Raw genomic sequence first — 17975 nt, forward strand, 5'->3', positions numbered from 1 at the left:
TCGTGGCTAAATAACTTCTCAGTGGTATGGCCAACCGGCTGCGAACGGGCATCGATGTCCTCGACAGAAAGCTCGATGGTGGCATCCCTGCGGGGAGTATCGTCGTGCTCTCTGCCCAGCCGGCTAGCCAGGCGGAGCTGTTCCTCTATGAACTCACCGCCACGCGCGGAACGCTGTGGCTGTCGCTCGACCGGACCGCCGAGTCGGTCATCGCGAGCATCGAGCAGACGCCGGCCAACACCGGGGACCCGACGGTGCGGCACATCTCCGGCGAAGCACCCCTCGACAACGCCGGCAAGCTCGTCTCGGCGCTGCCGGAGACCTCGAACCTCATCGTCGACCCGCTCGATGTGCTGGAAGCCCAGGAGCCACACTCGCGCTTTCGCGCGTTCATGAACGACTTGCAGAACCACATCGTCAACACCGGGAGCCTCGCTATCGTCCACTGTCTCGATGGCCGTGACGTGCCACCGCTTCGGGATACGACCGAGCACTTCGCGGACGTGGTGTTCCAGCTCAACACCACGACGACCGGTGACGAGGTGGAAAACCGCCTCGCGATTCCGAAGTTCCGCGGCGGGCGCGCCCCCACCGACATCATCAAACTCAATCTCGTCGAAGAGGTCAGCATCGACACCAGCCGCGACATCGCCTGAGACGGATTCTATTCGCGGCCGGGCTGTAGTTCTCTGTCCGTCGAGCCGAACTCCGTACCCACGAGTATCAACAGGAACAGTCCGAGACCGACGCCGACGCCGGCTGCCAGTCCAAGCCCGGCGCTGCCAGTCAGCACAACCGTGCCGACACCGAAGGCGATTCCGGGCGGGAGCGCGAGCAGTAGCGGGTACATCAGCGATACTCGCATGGGTAGTGATGACGTGTCGTGGATATAACCGTTCTCCCGTCTGTGCCGTCAGAAAGTGGCAGTCGCTACCGCTCGGAACCGCAAAAGCGCTCGCTGGCGCTTATCACTCGAGAATCGCTCGGCGTGCTCGCGGCGCAGTTACTCTTCGGCGCCCTCGATCTCTTCGACGATCTCTTCGGCGTCCACGTCAGCGTCTTCCAGCGCGTCTTCGATGTCAGCGCCGCCGGCACCGCCCATGCCACCCATCATGCCGGGCATGCCCATGCCGCCGCCACCGATTTCCTCCTGCACGATGATGCGGTCGATGTCGAGCAGCTGGGTGAGCTGCTGGGCGATCTGCTGTTTGCCCATCATCCACTGCTGGTTCATCGTCAGCTGCGGCGTCGCCTCGATGTAGAGCGTCTCCTTCTCGACTTCGACGGTTTCGTACTCGGGCTCGTCCGAGGTGTCTTCCGACTCCTCGCTGTCCTCGTCTTCGTCGTCTTCGCTTTCGACGAGCTGTTCTTCCTCGACGGTGTCGGTCTCGAACCACACGTCGAGCTCCATGTCGAGCATCATCTGGATGATGCCCTGGGCCTTCTCCTCGCGGTCCGTGACCTCTTCGAGGATTTCGTAGTCGTACTCGACGTCCTCGCCGGCCAGCGGGTGGTTGAAGTCCACTCGCGCGCGGCCGCCGATGATGGTCTCGATGTGGCCGTGCTCGCCCTCGATGTCGACGTGCGCGCCGGGGTAGCGGTCGTCCTCCGGAATCTTGTCCTTCGAGACCGTCCGGACCTCTTCCTCGTCGTACTCGCCGAAAGCGTCGGCGGCCGCAACGGTCACGTTGCCCTCGTCGCCGACCTCCTTCCCGTAGATGTCCTGCTCGACGTCCGGGAAGATGTGGTTCTCGCCCAGCACGATGGTTCGCGGGCCGAACTCCTGCTGTTCGGTGTCGATGCCGTCGTCCTCGGCGACTTCCTCGTCAGTCGTGTCGACAAGCTGGCCGCCGTCGACGGTGCGGGCGGTGTAGGCGAGCTTGACGACATCACCTTTCTGGAGTCCCTCCGCTTGCTCTTCTTCGTCTGCGGTTTCCTCATCGACTTCAGTCTCAGACTCGTTGCTCATACCCTGTTCGTCAGTCGTGGCACTCTTAAGGACAACGTTTCCCGGTCAGTAGCAGTCGAGCAACTTCGGAAGTGGCCGACTAGTACTCGCTTTCAGCCAACAGTCGGTCGAACTTCTCGCGGTCGATGTTCCGCCCTGAAACGGGGAGGACAACCGTCTCACCCCGTACTTCGTCACCAGCCTGGAGCGCTGCAGCGACAGCCGTCGCGCAGGCCCCCTCCATGACGATGCGGTCCGTCTCGAACAGGCGTGCCACGGCGTCCGCGATGGCGTCCTCAGATACGAGACGGAAATCCGAGAGCCCCTTCTGGAGTATGCCGGTCGGGAGTGCGAACGGCACCCGGGTCGCGACGCCCTCAGCGATGGTGTCGACGCTGTCGAGGGCCTCCAACGTCTCCTCCTGCCAAGCGCGGTACACCGCGGGCGCGCCCGCGGCCTGCACACCGACGACAGCGGCGTCGGTCATCGCCCCGAGCGTGATGCAGTACCCGGCCGCGGCGGTGCCGCCGCCGACGGGACAGAACACGCGGTCGACATCGGGCCGTTCGTCGAGGATTTCGAGCCCCGCCGTGCCGACGCCGGCGAGAAGCTTCGGTTCGTTGCCCGAATGGACGTAGCGCGCCTCGCGCTGGGTCGCAAGCTCCTCGATGTGTTCGCGGGCCTCGTCGTAGTCCTCGCCGTACTGGATGACTTCTGCGCCGAGTTGCTCCAGCGCGCCGACCTTTCCGGCGTTGGCTTCTTCGGGGACGCCGATAGTGACGGGCACGTCGAACTCGCGGCCTGCCCAGGCGATAGACTGGCCGTGGTTCCCCGTGCTCGCGGCGAGTAGCCCGGCGTCGTGGAACTCCTCGTCGAGGGACGCGACGAGGTTCACCCCGCCGCGGACTTTGAACGCGCCGGTCGGAAGTGTGTCCTCACGCTTGAGCAGGACATCCGCGTCGAGGGCTTCGGAGAGGGCTTCGCTGCGGACTAGGGGCGTCTCCGGGAGGTGTTGTCGGATGCGTTGCCGGGCGCGCGCGACCGTTGCAACTGTCGGCGGCGTCAGGTCGTGATACGGAAAGAGGGTCGTCTCGTCCGGGGAATCGATCGGTTCGTAGCGACCGGCCATACTACTACCCGAGAGAGCGGACACAGTAAATGGCGCGGTCGACGGGAGCGTTTTTCAGCGACCCGGTCCAGCCCCACAGTATGTACGAAGTCGAGGTGAAAGTGCCAGCGGATATCGAGGCTGTCGCGGAGCGACTCGACGAACTCGGGGCCGAGCAGGTCGACACGGTGATACAGACGGACACGTACTACGACGCCCCCCATCGGGATTTCGCCGAGACGGACGAGGCGTTCCGGGTCCGTCGCGAGACCAGAAAGGGGGAGACGAACGCGAAAGTCACCTACAAGGGGCCGCTCCTCGAAGCGGAGTCGAAGAGCCGAGAGGAGTTCGAAACAGGCGTCGAAGACGGCGACGACATCGACGCTATCGTCCAGCACCTCGGCTTCGAGCCCGCGGCGACCGTCCGGAAGAACCGCCGGGTGTACGAGGTCCGAGAATACGACGTCACGCTCGACGCTGTCGACGACGTCGGCGAGTTCGTCGAAGTCGAACGGGAGACCGACGGCGACATCGAACCCGTGCGAGAGGGGGCCTACGAGGTGCTTCAGGACCTCAGTCTGGACCCCAGTGACCAGCAGCGGACCTCCTATCTCGGTATGCTACTTAGCGATGCGAACGAGTAATCATTCCGCTATTATCTGTTCCCGTAAGTTATAGAACCCGGCCAGACGAAGTCGAGGCAATGACCGAGCGGAACATCCACGTCCAACCTGCAAGCGGGCTCGCCGTCGAAGATCAGGACATCGAAGTCGTAGAGCGCAAGGGTATCGGCCATCCGGACTCCATCTGCGACGGCATCGCGGAGACAGTGTCGCGTGCGCTGGCACAGACGTACATCGACCGGTTCGGCACAGTCTTGCACTACAACACCGACGAGACACAACTCGTCGCCGGCACTGCCGCCCCCGCGTACGGCGGCGGCGAAGTGCTTGAGCCGATCTACATTCTGGTCGTCGGCCGAGCGACGAAGAAGTTCGACGGCGAGCGCATCCCGGCCGAGAGTATTGCCCTCCAGGCCGCACGCGACTACCTCGACGAGCAGTTCCCCCACCTCGACCTCGGTTCCGACGTCATCGTCGACGTCCAGTTCGGCGAAGGGTCGGGCGACCTCCAGACCGTGTTCGGCGAGGAAGCAGCAATTCCGATGGCGAACGATACCAGCTACGGCGTCGGCCATGCTCCCCTGACAGAGACTGAGAAGATCGTTCTCAACACCGAGGAGACATTGACCGGCGAGTACGCCGAGTCCAACCCGGTCGTCGGCCAGGACGTGAAGGTAATGGGCAAGCGCGAGGGCGATCACATCGACGTGACCGTGGCCGTTGCGATGGTCGACGAACACGTTCCGGACCTCGACGCGTACAAAGCCGCTGTTTCGGACGTTCAAGCGTTCGTCACCGACCTCGCCGAGGAGTACACCGACCGGGACGTAACGGTTCACGTCAACACGGCTGACGACTACGACGCCGAGTCGATCTATCTCACGACGACCGGCACCAGCGCCGAGCAGGGCGATGACGGCTCCGTTGGCCGCGGGAACCGCGCGAACGGCCTCATCACGCCCAACCGCCCGATGAGCATGGAAGCGACGTCCGGGAAGAACCCCGTCAACCACATCGGGAAGATATACAATCTCCTCTCGACGGAGATCGCACAGTCCGTCGCGAGCGAGGTCGATGGCATCCGACAGGTCCAGATGCGCCTGCTCTCACAGATCGGATCACCGATCGACGAACCCCACGTCGCTGACGCGACGGTTATCACTGAGGACGGTGTCGCAGTCGGCGACGTCGAAGCGGACATCCAGGCCACAATCGACGACGAACTCGCCGACGTGACCGATATCACGCGACAGGTCATCGACGGCAACCTCTCGACGTTCTGAGGCGGCGAGGCGACACCCCTTTACTCGCCGGTAGTCAACTCGCGGGCATGCATCCACCGGACGCCGATAGCGTGCTCGTCCGCCACGGCGAACTCGGCGTCAAGAGCGATCAGGTCCGCCGGAAGATGGAGGGGCAACTGGCGGACAACCTCCGAGCGATGCTCGACGCGCGCGGCTTGTCAGGAGACATCGAACAGCGCCGGAACCGGCTGTTCGTCCACACTGACCACCCGGAGGGCGTGACCGCAGCCGCGGCCGACACGTTCGGCGTCACCTCCGCCTCGGCGGTCACGACCGTCGATCCGACGTTGTCTGCAATCAAAACGGCACTGGCCGCGACCGCACGAGAACAGCACGACGGCGGCACTTTCGCTGTCAACGCTCGCCGGGCAGGGCCAGCAGACGCACACCCCTTTTCGAGTACGGACATCGAGTCCGACGGTGGCACCGCCGTCTGGGAGGTAATCGAAGGACTGGGCGGCGAGCCTGCTGTCGACCTCGACAACCCCGATTTCGAGCTGTTCGTCGAGTGCCGGACTGACGAGGCCTACGTCTTCTGTGAGAAACGTGCGGGACCCGGTGGCCTCCCGCTCGGGACCCAGCGCCCCGTCGTCGCCCTCGTCAGCGGCGGCATCGACTCGCCCGTCGCCGCCTGGCAGGTGATGAAACGCGGCGCACCCGTGATCCCCGTTTACGTCGACCTCGGTGACTACGGCGGCCCCGACCACCGGGCGCGAGCCGTTTCGACTGTCGAGACGCTCGCTTCGTATGCACCTGGACACGACCTGTCGCTGTCCGTAATCGACGCCGGTGACGTCGTCACCGACATCTCTCAAAACCTCGGGGCGCTCCGAATGCTCGTGCTCCGCCGGTTCATGCTCGCGGCCGCCGACGCTATCGGGCAGGACCGGGACGCCGTCGGCATCGTCACCGGCGAAGCTATCGGGCAGAAATCCAGCCAGACGAGCGCGAACATCGCGGTCACGGACGCCGCGACTACGCTCCCGGTGCACCGACCGAACCTCACCGTCGACAAGTCCGAGATAACCAATCACGCGCGGACAATCGGGACCTTCGAGGACTCGACAATCGACACCGGTTGCAACCGCGTCGCCCCATCGCATCCGGAAACCAATGCATCGCTCGAAGCAGTTCGGACAGCCGAACCAGACGACCTGTTCGAGCGTGCCGAGGCCTGTGCCCGGGACCGCGTCGTCGTCCCCATCGAAAGCTAAATTTCCGGGGCGGGCCAGGGTTGAGCCATGACGCAGGTCTGTCTCGTCGGGAGCGAGGACGTGAATCTCCGGTACGAACTCCTCTCTCGCGAGACCGCACGGAACGCACTCGCCACCTACGACCTGCAGGAACCGTTCGCGAATACCGTCGCCGTCGACACCGTGAGTCTCGGGGCGGCGGTGGCGCTTCTCAACGACTTGAACTGGTATCTCGTCCGCTTCGCTGACGCCGCGTTCGTTCGTGATCCATCGATCAGCGAAACGGAGTGGCTCTCCCGGGATCTCGCCGCGGCGATCCGGGACGACGACGTTGCGCCCGAAGATACCGGTCGCTTTCTCAAGGTGTACGGTATTGTCGAACCGGACGTGACCGGCGAATCTAATGCCGAAGGCTCGTCGGAAGGAGAGTCGGAGCCAACGCCGGACACACAGGCGATGGAGACCGAGCGCCCACCCGAACTTGTCGAGCCGATGCTCCTGACACGGACTGGAGACACGATTCCCGAGTACGACCTTCGAGACGTGGACGACACGCTCATCGTCAGGGTGACCGAATCGGAGTTCGGGGCCTGACTCGGGCCACACCGCGCGCGCAGAACAGACCGGGCTCAGTCGAACATCCCGGTCGACATATACCGCTCCCCGCTGTCCCAGTAGACTGTGACCACGAGCGGGTCGTCGACGCCGTCTGCGACGAGTTGTTCGGCTACCTCTCGCGCGGCGAGGTTCGACGCGCCCGAGGACTGGCCGACGAGGATGCCCTCCTCGTGGGCGAGTCGACGGCACTCGTCTTCAGCATCCGGGAGTTCGACCGTCAGCACGTCGTCCAACAGGTCGGTATCGAGGTTGTCGCTGACAAACCCCGGCCCCATCCCCTGGAAGCTGTCCTCGCCAGTGCCCGGTTCCATCCCGGAGAGGACGGCGTTGTCGGCTGGTTCGACAGCGACGATATCCATCTCGGGGAACGCCTCACGCAGTCGACGGCCGGTCCCGGTGAGCGTCCCGCCGGTACCGACACCCGCCACCAGCGCGTCGACGGTCCGGTCACCCACCTGTTCGAGTATCTCCTCACCCGTCGTCTCGTAGTGTGCCTTCGGGTTCGCCGGGTTCTCGAACTGCCGCAACTGGACGTAGTCGTCGCGCTCGCACAGTTCATCCGCGCGCTCTTTCGCGTCGGAGATGTCACCCTCGACCAGTTCGATCTCCGCGCCGTAGGCCTTCATTATCTGGCGGCGCTCCGGTGACTTCGAGGACGGCATCACCAGCACCACGTCGTAGCCTTTGGTCGCGCCAACCATCGCCATTCCGATGCCAGTGTTGCCACTCGTCGGTTCGACCAGCGTATCACCCGGTTCGAGCGTGCCGTTTCGCTCGGCGTCGTCGATCATGTACTTCGCCGGCCGGTCCTTCGCGGACCCGCCCGGGTTGAACGACTCGATCTTCGCTGCAACGGTTGCCCCCTCCGGCGCGCGAACCGAGACCAGTGGGGACCCGATTGTATCGAGAATAGAGTCTTTCATCGCCGCCGGCTACGCGCGCCCGACTTAAACGCCTACTGAAGGTCCCAAACAGTTCGTGGACTCACGACACGCGGCAGCGCTTTCCGGCGTCGACACCCTCTCACGTAAACAGATTTATGTCGTCGACCGGCAGCACCGAGTAATCGACTGACAGCGTGTCTTTCGTGGCTCGGACTTTGCCGACGAACGCGGAAATGTCCTCTAGCTGTCCCTCCAACACGAATAGTTCCATACAGTACCGGTCGCCGACGTGGCTGTGGAAGTTCGACGCGACGATAGACTCGTGGTCGTGCCGGAGGTGCATCATTTTCTCCTCGACGGTCGTCGTCTCGTAATCGAACAGCACTGTGACGATGGCCATCAGTTCGCGGTCCTCCAGCCGCTTGTCCTCGAACTCCCCCATCAGATTCCGGACCGCTTCCCGAACGACCTCGCTGCGACCCGTGTATCCGTGTTCGTCGGCGAACGTGTCGATTCGCTCCTCCAGTTCGTCCGGCATCGAGATACTAACAACGCCCATGTATTAACTCGGCGCCGTTGGAGTATTAATAGTTCATATCTGCCGCATAGACTGGAATCACTCTGGATAGCGCTGCCGCTAGCTCGTATCTTGTAAACGACGAACGACTGGCTTGGTGAGCTGACAGCTCTCGGTTTGTACAAATACAGAAAGCCCACTCGGGAGAGATGTCTCTCCTGAGTGGGCTATGTAAGTATGAATGGTGGCGGCGAACCGCGTTTCCCAGAGGCTCGCGCACTCCAGTACTCCCCGGAACGCTGGTGGGCTTATCTTCCGTGTTCGGGATGGGTACGGGAGGCAACCCCACCGCTGTGGCCGCCTAACGTCGAGTCGTGGAATCGAACCACGAAAGTACCAGTCTCGATCAACTTTTCCACCGTGTGATTACGTGCGATCCAGTTTGCGCCTGGACTCGTTCAGCGACGAGTAAATCGTCGGTGAATGAGTCACAGTGCGTATGAATGATGGCTTTGGTCTGTTAGTGCTCGTGGGCTTAACGTCTCGTTACCTCGACGCGCACACCCCGAGTCTATCGACCGCGTCTTCTACGCGGGACCTCAACGGTGTCTCTTTTCCAAGTGGGTTTCGAGCTTAGATGCGTTCAGCTCTTACCCCGTGTGGCGTGGCTACCCGGCACGTGCTCTCTCGAACAACCGGTACACCAGTGGCCACCAACCGTAGTTCCTCTCGTACTATACGGTCGTTCCCGTCAGACACCATAACACACCCAGTAGATAGCAGCCGACCTGTCTCACGACGGTCTAAACCCAGCTCACGACCTCCTTTAATAGGCGAACAACCTCACCCTTGCCCGCTTCTGCACGGGCAGGATGGAGGGAACCGACATCGAGGTAGCAAGCCACTCGGTCGATATGTGCTCTTGCGAGTGACGACTCTGTTATCCCTAGGGTAGCTTTTCTGTCATCAATTGCCCGCATCAAGCAGGCTAATTGGTTCGCTAGACCACGCTTTCGCGTCAGCGTTCCTCGTTGGGAAGAACACTGTCAAGCTATCTTTTGCTCTTGCACTCTTCGCCGGGTCTCTGTCCCGGCTGAGATAGCCATAGGGCGCGCTCGATATCTTTTCGAGCGCGTACCGCCCCAGTCAAACTGCCCGGCTATCGGTGTCCTCCTCCCGGAGTGAGAGTCGCAGTCACCGACGGGTAGTATTTCACTGTTGACTCGGTGGCCCGCTAGCGCGGGTACCTGTGTAACGTCTCCTACCTATGCTGCACATCGGCGACCACGTCTCAGCGACAGCCTGCAGTAAAGCTCCATAGGGTCTTCGCTTCCCCCTGGGTGTCTCCAGACTCCGCACTGGAATGTACAGTTCACCGGGCCCAACGTTGGGACAGTGAAGCTCTGGTTAATCCATTCATGCAAGCCGCTACTGATGCGGCAAGGTACTACGCTACCTTAAGAGGGTCATAGTTACCCCCGCCGTTGACAGGTCCTTCGTCCTCTTGTACGAGGTGTTCAGATACCTGCACTGGGCAGGATTCAGTGACCGTACGAGTCCTTGCGGATTTGCGGTCACCTATGTTGTTACTAGACAGTCCGAGCTTCCGAGTCACTGCGACCTGCTCCGTTCCGGAGCAGGCATCCCTTCTTCCGAAGGTACGGGACTAACTTGCCGAATTCCCTAACGTTGGTTGCTCCCGACAGGCCTTGGCTTTCGCCGCCATGGACACCTGTGTCGGTTCTCGGTACGGACACTATGCTCGTCTTTTCATGGGCCCCAGGTTGAATCACGTTTCCCTATACCGCCGTTCGTCCGCTTCGTGCCATTACGGCTTCCACGGAGTTGGACGGTTCGACCGGGCGAATGCCCGGCGTGATCGACCCCAGGGCGTCAACTTTCACTGCATAGTGGCACAGGAATATTAACCTGTTTCCCATTTCGTCATAGTCGAGTTGCGGTATGACTTAGGACCGGCTAACCCTCAGCTGATCAGCAGTGCTGAGGAACCCTTATCCATTAGGCCGTCGGGGTTCTCACCCGACTATCGCTGCTACTATGGCCAGGATTTTCGTCACTAATCGGTCCACAGGAGCTCTCGCCCCCGCTTCCATCCAATTAGAGCGCCAATCTACTCGATTACCAGTATGAGTGGTACGGACAGGTCTCGGTGGTGGATTTGAGTCCCGATCATTTTGGGCGCCTCAAACCTCGGCCGGTAAGCTGTTACGCTTTTCTTAGAGGGTAGCTGCTTCTAAGCTCACCTCCCGGCTGTCTAGGGCTCGAGACCACCTTCAGAGGATTACACTTAATCCACACTTGGGGACCTTAACCTATCTCTGGGTTGTTCCCCTCCTGGTACACAGGCTTACCCCGCGCACCGGAATCCCCGCGTCAAACAGCGTCTGTAGGTTTGGAGTTTGACAGGTGTGCCGACTCCTCTCGGAGGCGGACACACCAATCGGTCGCTCTACCCCACAGACTACCTCGGCGGAGGTCATGCTTCGACATGTTTCGATTGGAACCAGCTGTTGCCGGACTCGATGGGCCTTTCACCCCTACACATAGATCACGAGAGGGTATTGTAGGACACCAACTCTAACAGACTTCCACGTGCCTTTCGGCACGCTTCATCTTGTCCATGCGTAGATCGTCCGGATTCGGGTCGTGTCCACATGGCTCCCCGCGCTTGAACACGGCGGCCCTCGGGCAAAGCCCTGCGGCCATGTCGGTTTCCCTGTGCCTCCCCGGATGCTCCGGTTAGACTTGCCATACAGACACACTCCCTGGCTCGTTTTTCAAAACGTACGACAGAACATCGGCTTCCTGTAAGTCTTACTGGACGCTCGCGCGTCGGTCATTCGTTACAGGACCTTGTATGCCCTGTCGCTCGATCGCCAACTGATTTCATGCTCTATTTCGCCTCCCTTCTGAGGGTACTTTGCAGCGTTCGTTCACACTACTTGTTCACTATCGGTCTCAGGTTGTGTTTAGCCTTCGCAGTCGATGCCTGCGTTATTCGCGAGGGATATCCAACCCCCGCTACTCTGGCACTACCGCACAGCGTACTGGTCTTCAGTACGGGGTTGTCACCCTGTATCACGCTCTATTCCAAGAGACTTCGTGAAGACGGTCGGCTGATGAGAGGTAGCCCGGACACCACATTGCCCGTGAGGGCTTCGGTTTGGGCTGTATCGCGTTCACTCGCGGTTACTAACGACATCACGTTGCGTTTTCTTTTCCTCCCGATACTGAGATGTTTCAGTTCTCGGGGTTCCTCATTGCGCGAAGCAATTGTTAGAGAGATTCTCATTCGGAAATCTGTGGTTCTTCGCCTCCGTGCGGCTCCCCACAGCTTATCGCAGCTTGGCACGTCCTTCATCAGCGCCTGAGCCGAGCAATCCACCAGCTGGCATAGTAGCCAACGTCGTTGTGACTCGTTCAACTGAACGAGTCCAGTGGACGCCTGGATCGCACGTACACACGGTTTCATACTCGCCCCCAAGGTGGAGATGGTGGGCGAATCGACCCTTCCCAGGCGCGGTTTCACCCGACCTGGTGCATCTGTCGTCGTATCACAGTCGAACGCCGTCCCACACTTAAGGGGACGGATTCGAAGCGATACGGAATACGGACCCGTCGGGAGTTGCACCCGACATCCCCGTGAGGGGATATCCGCCTCGGATAGGTCTTTGTGAGCCCAGCGGGCCCATGCAGTAGTCGGCGCTTGCCGACTCGCGGTGACTTGTGGTCACCAGTCAGTGTAGGTGGGTCAGGCCAGAGGCCTGATCCCGGTCAGTAGGAGGTGATCCAGCCGCAGATTCCTCTACGGCTACCTTGTTACGACTTAAGCCCCCTTGCGGAGCCCAGATTCGACCGTCGCATGACGGCCTCATCCGGACCCCACTCGGGTGCTTTGACGGGCGGTGTGTGCAAGGAGCAGGGACGTATTCACCGCGCGCTTCTGACACGCGATTACTACCGAATCCAGCTTCATGCGGGCGGGTTTCAGCCCGCAATCCGAACTACGACTACGTTTGGAGATTAGCTTCGCCTCTCGGCGTCGCATCCCACTGTCAGAGCCATTGTAGCCCGCGTGTTGCCCGGTCCATTCGGGGCATACTGACCTACCGTTGCCCATTCCTTCCTCCGCTTTAGCAGCGGCAGTCCTCCTAGTGTACCCAACCACCACAAGGGTGTTGCTGGCAACTAGAAGTGTGGGTCTCGCTCGTTGCCTGACTTAACAGGACGCCTCACGGTACGAGCTGACGGCGGCCATGCACCTCCTCTCAGTAGCGTCGAGTAAAGTCGTCAACCTGACTGTCATTACTACTGTCGGGACCGGTGAGATTTCCGGCGTTGAGTCCAATTAAACCGCAGGCTCCTCCGGTTGTGGTGCTCCCCCGCCAATTCCTTTAAGTTTCATCCTTGCGGACGTACTTCCCAGGCGGCTCGCTTATCGTCTTCACTACGGCACATCACGTGCTCATGGCGCGTGACATACCTAGCGAGCATTGTTTACAGCCAGGACTACCCGGGTATCTAATCCGGTTCGAGACCCTGGCTTTCGTCCCTCACTGTCGGGTCCGGTCTCTCAACGTGGTTTCCCCATTGGTGGTCCGTCCAGGATTACAGGATTTCACTCCTACCCCGGACGTACCCGTTGAGTCTCTCGGCCCCAAGCTGTGTAGTTTCCACCGGACGCCGACCAGTTGAGCTGGTCGATTTCCCAATGGACTTACACAGCAAGCTACGGACGCTTTAGGCCCAATAATATCGGCCATCACTTGGACTGCCGGTATTACCGCGGCGGCTGGCACCGGTCTTGCCCAGTCCTTGTTCCTGTACCACCTTACGGTACAGAAAAGCGAGGGCTATATGCCCTCACACTCGGAGTCCCCCTATCGCACTGTCGTGCAGTGTAAAGGTTTCGCGCCTGCTGCGCCCCGTAGGGCCCGGTATCTTGTCTCAGATACCGTCTCCAGGCTCTTGCTCTCACAACCTGTACCGATTATCGGCATGGTGGGCCGTTACCCCACCATCTACCTAATCGGCCGCAGCCACATCCTACAGCGCCGGAACGTTTCTAACTCTCGGCACTCCAGCCTGAGAGTTATATCCGCTATTGGCCTCAGTTTCCCGAGGTTATCGCGGTCTGTAGGGTAGTTTGGCCACGTGTTACTGAGCTATATGCTACGAGTCTAAACTCGTGCAACTAGCATGGCTAAATCGGACTCCGATAGCAATGGCCTCCGGCAGGATCAACCGGAATGTGCTGATATACATCAGCGGCGGAAGTGGTTGCACTCCGTCGGAAGCTAACACACTGGTTCCTACACCAGTGTTGACTACTGCATGGGTCCGTGGGCTCACATCAGATTCCATCTTGACGGCGGACCGCAGGGGTGGAATCCTCATGGGGTGGATCTCGCCGGCCCCAAAGGGGAAGGCGAGATCCTCTCGTAGCTCAAGCCGACCCAGGTGGCCGACCGAGCGTGTCGACCCGGGCTCGCTGCCCGGTGCGACCTTCGCATTAGTTCAGAAGACGGGGGAACATATAAATGAATCGTCTCACACCCGCCCTGTGTAGAACACACACGACGCATACGTAACGTGATGGCGTGACACGCATAACCGCAAGACGGCATCCGGGTGTCGGTGATCCAACGTGTATTCGTTCTCAGATTCTGACATGCGGTTCAGTGACCGAGTTCCAGCCAGCCATTATATATCAATTGGGAGTAGTAGGAACTCGACGGTAGACAACTGTAGTGTGCCGAGAGCTAAGAGCAAGGGTCGGAACACTCGACAAGCAAGCAGTCAGACCAGGGACAATCGCTGGTCACAGCAGAGAACTATCTCACTGTCGTCGTGAACCAGGACGCGGTACAGTGGTAAAATTAGGCGGTCAGCGAGTCGATGTGGCCTTCGGCACGGAGCTGGTCAGCGTCTTGCCCCTTGTAGCGCCATTCGATGTTGGCCTTCTCGTCTTGCCAGTCCCATGGTTCGGCGAGAACGATGTCGTCCTCGTTAATCCAGGTTCGGAACTTCATCCGGCCCGGAATCCGTCCGAGTCGGGTTTCGCCGTCCTCACAGCGAATGCGGACGTGGTTCCCACCAAGGTGCTCTGTTACCACTGCAAACATCTCGTCGTTTGTAGGCATGCGGAGATTCCGCCGCCCTGAATCGTCGCTCACAATATAAATACAGTGTCCTCCCGTATAAGTCGTTTGAGAGGCGAGATAGCGTGTACCATGCGCCCGACATAGCGGCCGTGCCACGGCAGGAGCTTGCCGATAGCTACTGGGAATAGTGAACGGTGAGAACGAACTGACGACAGGACGTCGATTCAGTCGGCAGTCAGCGCCTGTGGTTCGTCGGCTTCCTCGGCCATCGCATCCGTCAGTCCGGAAGCGAGCGCAAACACTGCTTCCTTGTGGTCAGTCTTCGATTTGTGGATCGATGTCGGTTTGACACCGAGATCAGCGTACAGATCGTGCTCGACGCTCGTGTCCGCTTCGTGCTCGTAGTGGTGTTGTACCTGCGCGAGAAGGCTGTGAAGGTGAATGAGTTCTTGCTTCTTCATTAGTGTCCAATCTTATGGAGTGGAGGGTAATAGTACTACCTTGCCAACGACTCACATGTCGCTACCGTTCGGATACGACTCCTCCCAATCTCAGATGCAAAGATAGAGCCGTTTACCGGCATATGAGCACCTGTATCACGATTTTCGTCTACGGATCGTAATATTCTGTTTTCCTACCCTAATATCGAACAAAACAGAGAGTTGCCACTATGTAACTCTCCCTTCATTAACGGCTAAAGAGAATTGAGGAGGCTACTGACTTGCGAAGCGCTCTCAATCATGAAAGACCACGACAATGTATTAGTATTCGAACACTTCATACCTGCTGAACACGTACCTATGGCCGTAATGAACTGGAAGCACCCACGAGACAAGACTGCGGCTATGGCGAAACAAGAAGAAGCAAACAGCGGGACGGAGTGGTCATTCATCGCAGCGCTGATGACTGCTGCATAACGGTTTTCTCACCGTCCAGAACTGAGTCCTACAGCGACGGGTCTATGCACCGCAGACAGAGGCCGTTAGGTGACAGTACGGATATCGACCGTCGTATTGTGGACGACAGCGCGGCTGACACCAGTACACTGGTAGGTGTGTGGTTCCGAGTGGCCCGACCAGTTCGACAGTTCCTGCTCGAACAGGCGGTGCCATGCATCCGGATATGCAGTCTCCGAGACGTTGATCGAGACGGTTGTCGCGGACGGTGACTTGCCAGCCTGTGGCGAAATAAGCGTCTTGTTCTGGATAGCGGTCTCGATTGTGACGCGGTTCGACGACGAGAAATCCGTCTCTCCGTCGAGGGAAAGGGCAGAGATGTATACACTGTCACTTCCGGGGCTACACCGGAAGCGGGGTTTCCGTGAAACGACCAGCCCCTCCTGCTGGACCCGGTACACTGCACCGCTGGTGTAGACGATATCAGTCCCCGAATCAGTCTCCCGAACGAACGCTCCGGTCGAAATATTCGTTGACTGCCCGTCGACAGTTACGTTAAGCGTCGACGGTCGGATGGAGAGTCCGTGACCCTGGAGTTTCATACTCGTGGTCCGTCGTGGAGCGTTGCCCTGAATGTGGTCGCCCGTGGTTTCCGCGAACCCGACCATCGACGTTTCTGCGACATCGGTTGTCGCCCCCTGTTGGATGGCATCGAACGCCCCAAGCCCACCAAGCGTCACCAGCGCAATCCCAGTAATGATGATGCTGAACGTGAGCGTAAACGCGAGCAGGTCGGACACACCACGGTCGTGACCGCTTTGGCTTGACAGCGGCGAAGTCATCCGCGAGTCACCTCCATACAGCCGGCTGTCTGGTTGTACGATACAGCCAGGGGCCCACTGGAGACGACAGACGGGCAGACATTAGTTTCGTTCTCGAAGCGGACGACAGCATACCGATTCAGTCCTGATGCGTTCACGTACACACGCGTGCGCGAAGCATCAGGAGAGACCTCGACGTTGTACGACTGATCAGCGATGCGCTCGGGATACATCGCACGGAACGATACTGTCGAGTTGAGCGTGTCGGTGTCGAACGCATCTAAGCGGATCAGGTCGCGCGCGATACCATCGCCGACGTTCTCCAGAGCTTCTTCAGTCACTCGCTCACGCTGTGAGTCGACCATCTGGCTCCCGCCGATGAGGAGGCCGGTCACCAGCAGCGACGTGATACCGATAGTGAGTGCCTGCGTGACCGCCGGCGAGACGCCGCGGCTGTCAAACAGGAAACGGGCGAGGTTCATCAGTCGTCGACCTCCACCAGTACTGTTCGATTGTAGCTCGCAGACGGTGTGTCGTAAGTCATGTCGATGGCAGGGACGACTGGATAGTTGACACGAGCAACTGGAGCGGCATAGTTCGAGGACGGGAACGTCCCGACTGCCGCAAACTGGTACCGCCCTTCGGCCTTATTTCCGTTCTTTATTTCAACTGAGTACGGGGGGTTGAGGCTGTGATAGCTATCGAAGGAGCTGCTGTTGCTTCCGACAGTGCATGACCCGGCGGCGAGGTCGACAGTGACGTCTCCGTTGCCGTGACATTGCGTTTTTCCGTCGACTGTGACGTTGTTTCCACTATCACTTGTACTCGGTTCAACTGACAGTTTCATGTCCTCAGGGCCGTTTCGAATGACGACAGTGAAGGTATTCGTTGAGCCGCCGACGACGTCCGCAGTGAGATTGAACACCGCGATGTGAGAGACGCTGTTCGCAACCGTCCAGTCGTTCCGGTTACCACCACCCGATGGGTTTGGTCGCTTGAATTCGGAAGAGGAACCTGTCCGGTTCACCTCTGTCCCTTTCGACGCCGACTCGTTCAGCGTCGCGTTGAGATAGGTTCCGCCGCTGCTTGCGACGACCCGGTTGTGCGTTCGCGTGTAGTTCCGAAGCGCGTACTCGTATCGCTCCTCGAATCCATCGAGGCCATCGCCACGCGCTTGGGCCGCGAGTTGTCCGAGGTCGCGCTCGACAGAGGCTTCGCGGTCAGCCGTGCGCTCGATGGTATCCGCACTTCCGGTAGTCGTGATACCGTCAGTGACCGCGAGACTGTGAGCAAACAGAATCGTGCTGAACACGACGATAGCGACAGCAATACCACCGACCAACAGCAGTTGTCCGCGCTCGTTGGCTACCATACGACCAGACGCACCTCCACGACGTTGTAGACGATAGAGTCGGGCTCCGCGTCGGGAGCGAAATACCCGTCGACGGTCGAGAGGGGCGGTCCGGTCCCGCTGCAGTCGCCGATTCGAGCGGGCATATCGTCGGTCAGCGTCACCGTTTCGGTCGCGACGGCTGCGTCGGCTGGCCGGTCAGCAACGTTTGCGTCTGTTTCCTGCGAGACGATGGTAGTCTGGCGCGCGTCCGAATCCGAGTCCCAGTAACTGAAGTATAGATTGTACTGGTCGCCCTGACGGTCGAAGGTCTGGTTCAACATCATCTCGAACTCGGTGGAACTGCCAGTCTGATTGCCGTTGAGTGTCGGCGTTCCGACGCTGTAACACGCCGTCGCGTTGTGCAGCGCACCGGTTTCTGCCGCCAGTGATAGCGTATCGCTCGCACGACTCTCCAGTTCTGCTGTCCGCTGCTGGGAACCCGTCTGGAACGGGCCAGTGTCGACTGCCGACAGGCCGTAGACGGTCGCCGTCACAACGACGATGGCCGCGAGAACGCCTTCCAGCGTATAGGCTTGGCCACGCAT

General features: G+C 59.9%; 17 protein-coding genes and 3 rRNA genes. 6 read left to right on the forward strand and 14 right to left on the reverse strand.

Features of this window, described 5'->3' with window-relative positions:
- The first annotated feature begins 26 nt into the window (after positions 1 to 26).
- Entirely contained in the window at positions 27 to 656 is a 630-nt protein-coding gene (locus HAH_RS08850; protein ID WP_004515458.1) for an RAD55 family ATPase, read from the forward strand.
- An 8-nt stretch (positions 657 to 664) separates the two neighbouring features.
- Here HAH_RS08850 and HAH_RS08855 read toward each other — a convergent pair whose 3' ends face one another.
- The 3 genes from HAH_RS08855 to HAH_RS08865 all read right to left on the reverse strand — a co-directional run bounded on the left by HAH_RS08855 (position 665) and on the right by HAH_RS08865 (position 3077).
- Positions 665 to 865: a hypothetical protein gene (locus HAH_RS08855; protein WP_008308737.1), complete on the reverse strand. Its 201-nt coding sequence runs from the start codon at positions 863 to 865 to the stop codon at positions 665 to 667.
- A 138-nt stretch (positions 866 to 1003) separates the two neighbouring features.
- On the reverse strand, positions 1004 to 1969 hold the full coding sequence (locus HAH_RS08860; protein WP_014040620.1) for an FKBP-type peptidyl-prolyl cis-trans isomerase: 966 nt from the start codon (positions 1967 to 1969) through the stop codon (positions 1004 to 1006).
- A 79-nt stretch (positions 1970 to 2048) separates the two neighbouring features.
- Positions 2049 to 3077 (reverse strand): threonine ammonia-lyase, encoded by a 1029-nt coding sequence (locus HAH_RS08865; RefSeq protein WP_014040621.1) that lies wholly within the window; start codon positions 3075 to 3077, stop codon positions 2049 to 2051.
- Between the two features lie 80 nt (positions 3078 to 3157).
- On the opposite strand from HAH_RS08865, the gene cyaB reads away from it, so the two are divergent.
- Genes cyaB through HAH_RS08885 form a run of 4 tightly spaced genes read left to right on the forward strand, consistent with a single transcriptional unit; the run spans position 3158 to position 6770 of the window.
- Positions 3158 to 3700: a class IV adenylate cyclase gene (gene cyaB / locus HAH_RS08870; RefSeq protein ID WP_008308731.1), complete on the forward strand. Its 543-nt coding sequence runs from the start codon at positions 3158 to 3160 to the stop codon at positions 3698 to 3700.
- A 59-nt stretch (positions 3701 to 3759) separates the two neighbouring features.
- Positions 3760 to 4962, forward strand: coding sequence for a methionine adenosyltransferase (locus tag HAH_RS08875; protein ID WP_014040623.1), 1203 nt, complete (start codon positions 3760 to 3762; stop codon positions 4960 to 4962).
- 47 nt (positions 4963 to 5009) lie between these two features.
- Positions 5010 to 6197: a tRNA sulfurtransferase gene (locus HAH_RS08880; protein WP_014040624.1), complete on the forward strand. Its 1188-nt coding sequence runs from the start codon at positions 5010 to 5012 to the stop codon at positions 6195 to 6197.
- Between the two features lie 27 nt (positions 6198 to 6224).
- On the forward strand, positions 6225 to 6770 hold the full coding sequence (locus HAH_RS08885; RefSeq protein WP_014040625.1) for a DUF5804 family protein: 546 nt from the start codon (positions 6225 to 6227) through the stop codon (positions 6768 to 6770).
- A 35-nt stretch (positions 6771 to 6805) separates the two neighbouring features.
- Here the strand turns inward: HAH_RS08885 and HAH_RS08890 are convergent, their stop codons facing one another.
- From HAH_RS08890 to HAH_RS08920, 7 genes are all read right to left on the reverse strand, one after another.
- A complete protein-coding gene (locus tag HAH_RS08890) occupies positions 6806 to 7717 on the reverse strand; it encodes a PLP-dependent cysteine synthase family protein (protein ID WP_014040626.1) in 912 nt (303 codons plus the stop codon).
- Between the two features lie 100 nt (positions 7718 to 7817).
- Entirely contained in the window at positions 7818 to 8237 is a 420-nt protein-coding gene (locus HAH_RS08895; RefSeq protein ID WP_014040627.1) for a CopG family ribbon-helix-helix protein, read from the reverse strand.
- 200 nt (positions 8238 to 8437) lie between these two features.
- Positions 8438 to 8560, reverse strand: a 5S ribosomal RNA gene (rrf, locus tag HAH_RS08900).
- Between the two features lie 135 nt (positions 8561 to 8695).
- Positions 8696 to 11626, reverse strand: a 23S ribosomal RNA gene (locus HAH_RS08905).
- Positions 11627 to 11995: 369 nt separating this feature from the next.
- Positions 11996 to 13467 (reverse strand): 16S ribosomal RNA (locus HAH_RS08910).
- Together the 16S, 23S and 5S rRNA genes form the textbook arrangement of a ribosomal RNA operon.
- Positions 13468 to 14095: 628 nt before the next feature.
- Entirely contained in the window at positions 14096 to 14392 is a 297-nt protein-coding gene (locus HAH_RS08915) for a translation initiation factor eIF-1A (protein ID WP_044951882.1), read from the reverse strand.
- 152 nt (positions 14393 to 14544) lie between these two features.
- Entirely contained in the window at positions 14545 to 14781 is a 237-nt protein-coding gene (locus tag HAH_RS08920; RefSeq protein WP_004516302.1) for a UPF0058 family protein, read from the reverse strand.
- 279 nt (positions 14782 to 15060) lie between these two features.
- Here HAH_RS08920 and HAH_RS19930 point away from each other — a divergent pair, with 279 nt between their 5' ends.
- The gene (locus HAH_RS19930) at positions 15061 to 15237 is read left to right on the forward strand and encodes a hypothetical protein (RefSeq protein ID WP_023843307.1); all 177 of its coding nucleotides are present in this window, start codon (positions 15061 to 15063) and stop codon (positions 15235 to 15237) included.
- A 65-nt stretch (positions 15238 to 15302) separates the two neighbouring features.
- Here HAH_RS19930 and HAH_RS08925 read toward each other — a convergent pair whose 3' ends face one another.
- From HAH_RS08925 to HAH_RS08940, 4 genes are read right to left on the reverse strand one after another with little or no spacing between them, the layout of a single operon-like run.
- Positions 15303 to 16058: a DUF7289 family protein gene (locus HAH_RS08925; protein ID WP_023843308.1), complete on the reverse strand. Its 756-nt coding sequence runs from the start codon at positions 16056 to 16058 to the stop codon at positions 15303 to 15305.
- Positions 16055 to 16519: a DUF7266 family protein gene (locus tag HAH_RS08930; RefSeq protein WP_014040631.1), complete on the reverse strand. Its 465-nt coding sequence runs from the start codon at positions 16517 to 16519 to the stop codon at positions 16055 to 16057. The genes HAH_RS08925 and HAH_RS08930 overlap by 4 nt, the downstream gene beginning before the upstream one ends.
- Positions 16519 to 17409 carry a hypothetical protein gene (locus HAH_RS08935; protein ID WP_014040632.1) on the reverse strand — a complete coding sequence of 297 codons (891 nt, stop codon included), beginning with the start codon at positions 17407 to 17409 and terminating at the stop codon, positions 16519 to 16521. The genes HAH_RS08930 and HAH_RS08935 overlap by 1 nt, the downstream gene beginning before the upstream one ends.
- Positions 17403 to 17975, reverse strand: a complete 573-nt coding sequence (locus HAH_RS08940) for a DUF7288 family protein (protein ID WP_014040633.1) — start codon at positions 17973 to 17975, stop codon at positions 17403 to 17405. Before HAH_RS08940 ends, HAH_RS08935 begins: the two co-directional genes overlap by 7 nt.

This window comes from Haloarcula hispanica ATCC 33960 (assembly GCF_000223905.1).
Lineage (GTDB): Archaea > Halobacteriota > Halobacteria > Halobacteriales > Haloarculaceae > Haloarcula > Haloarcula hispanica.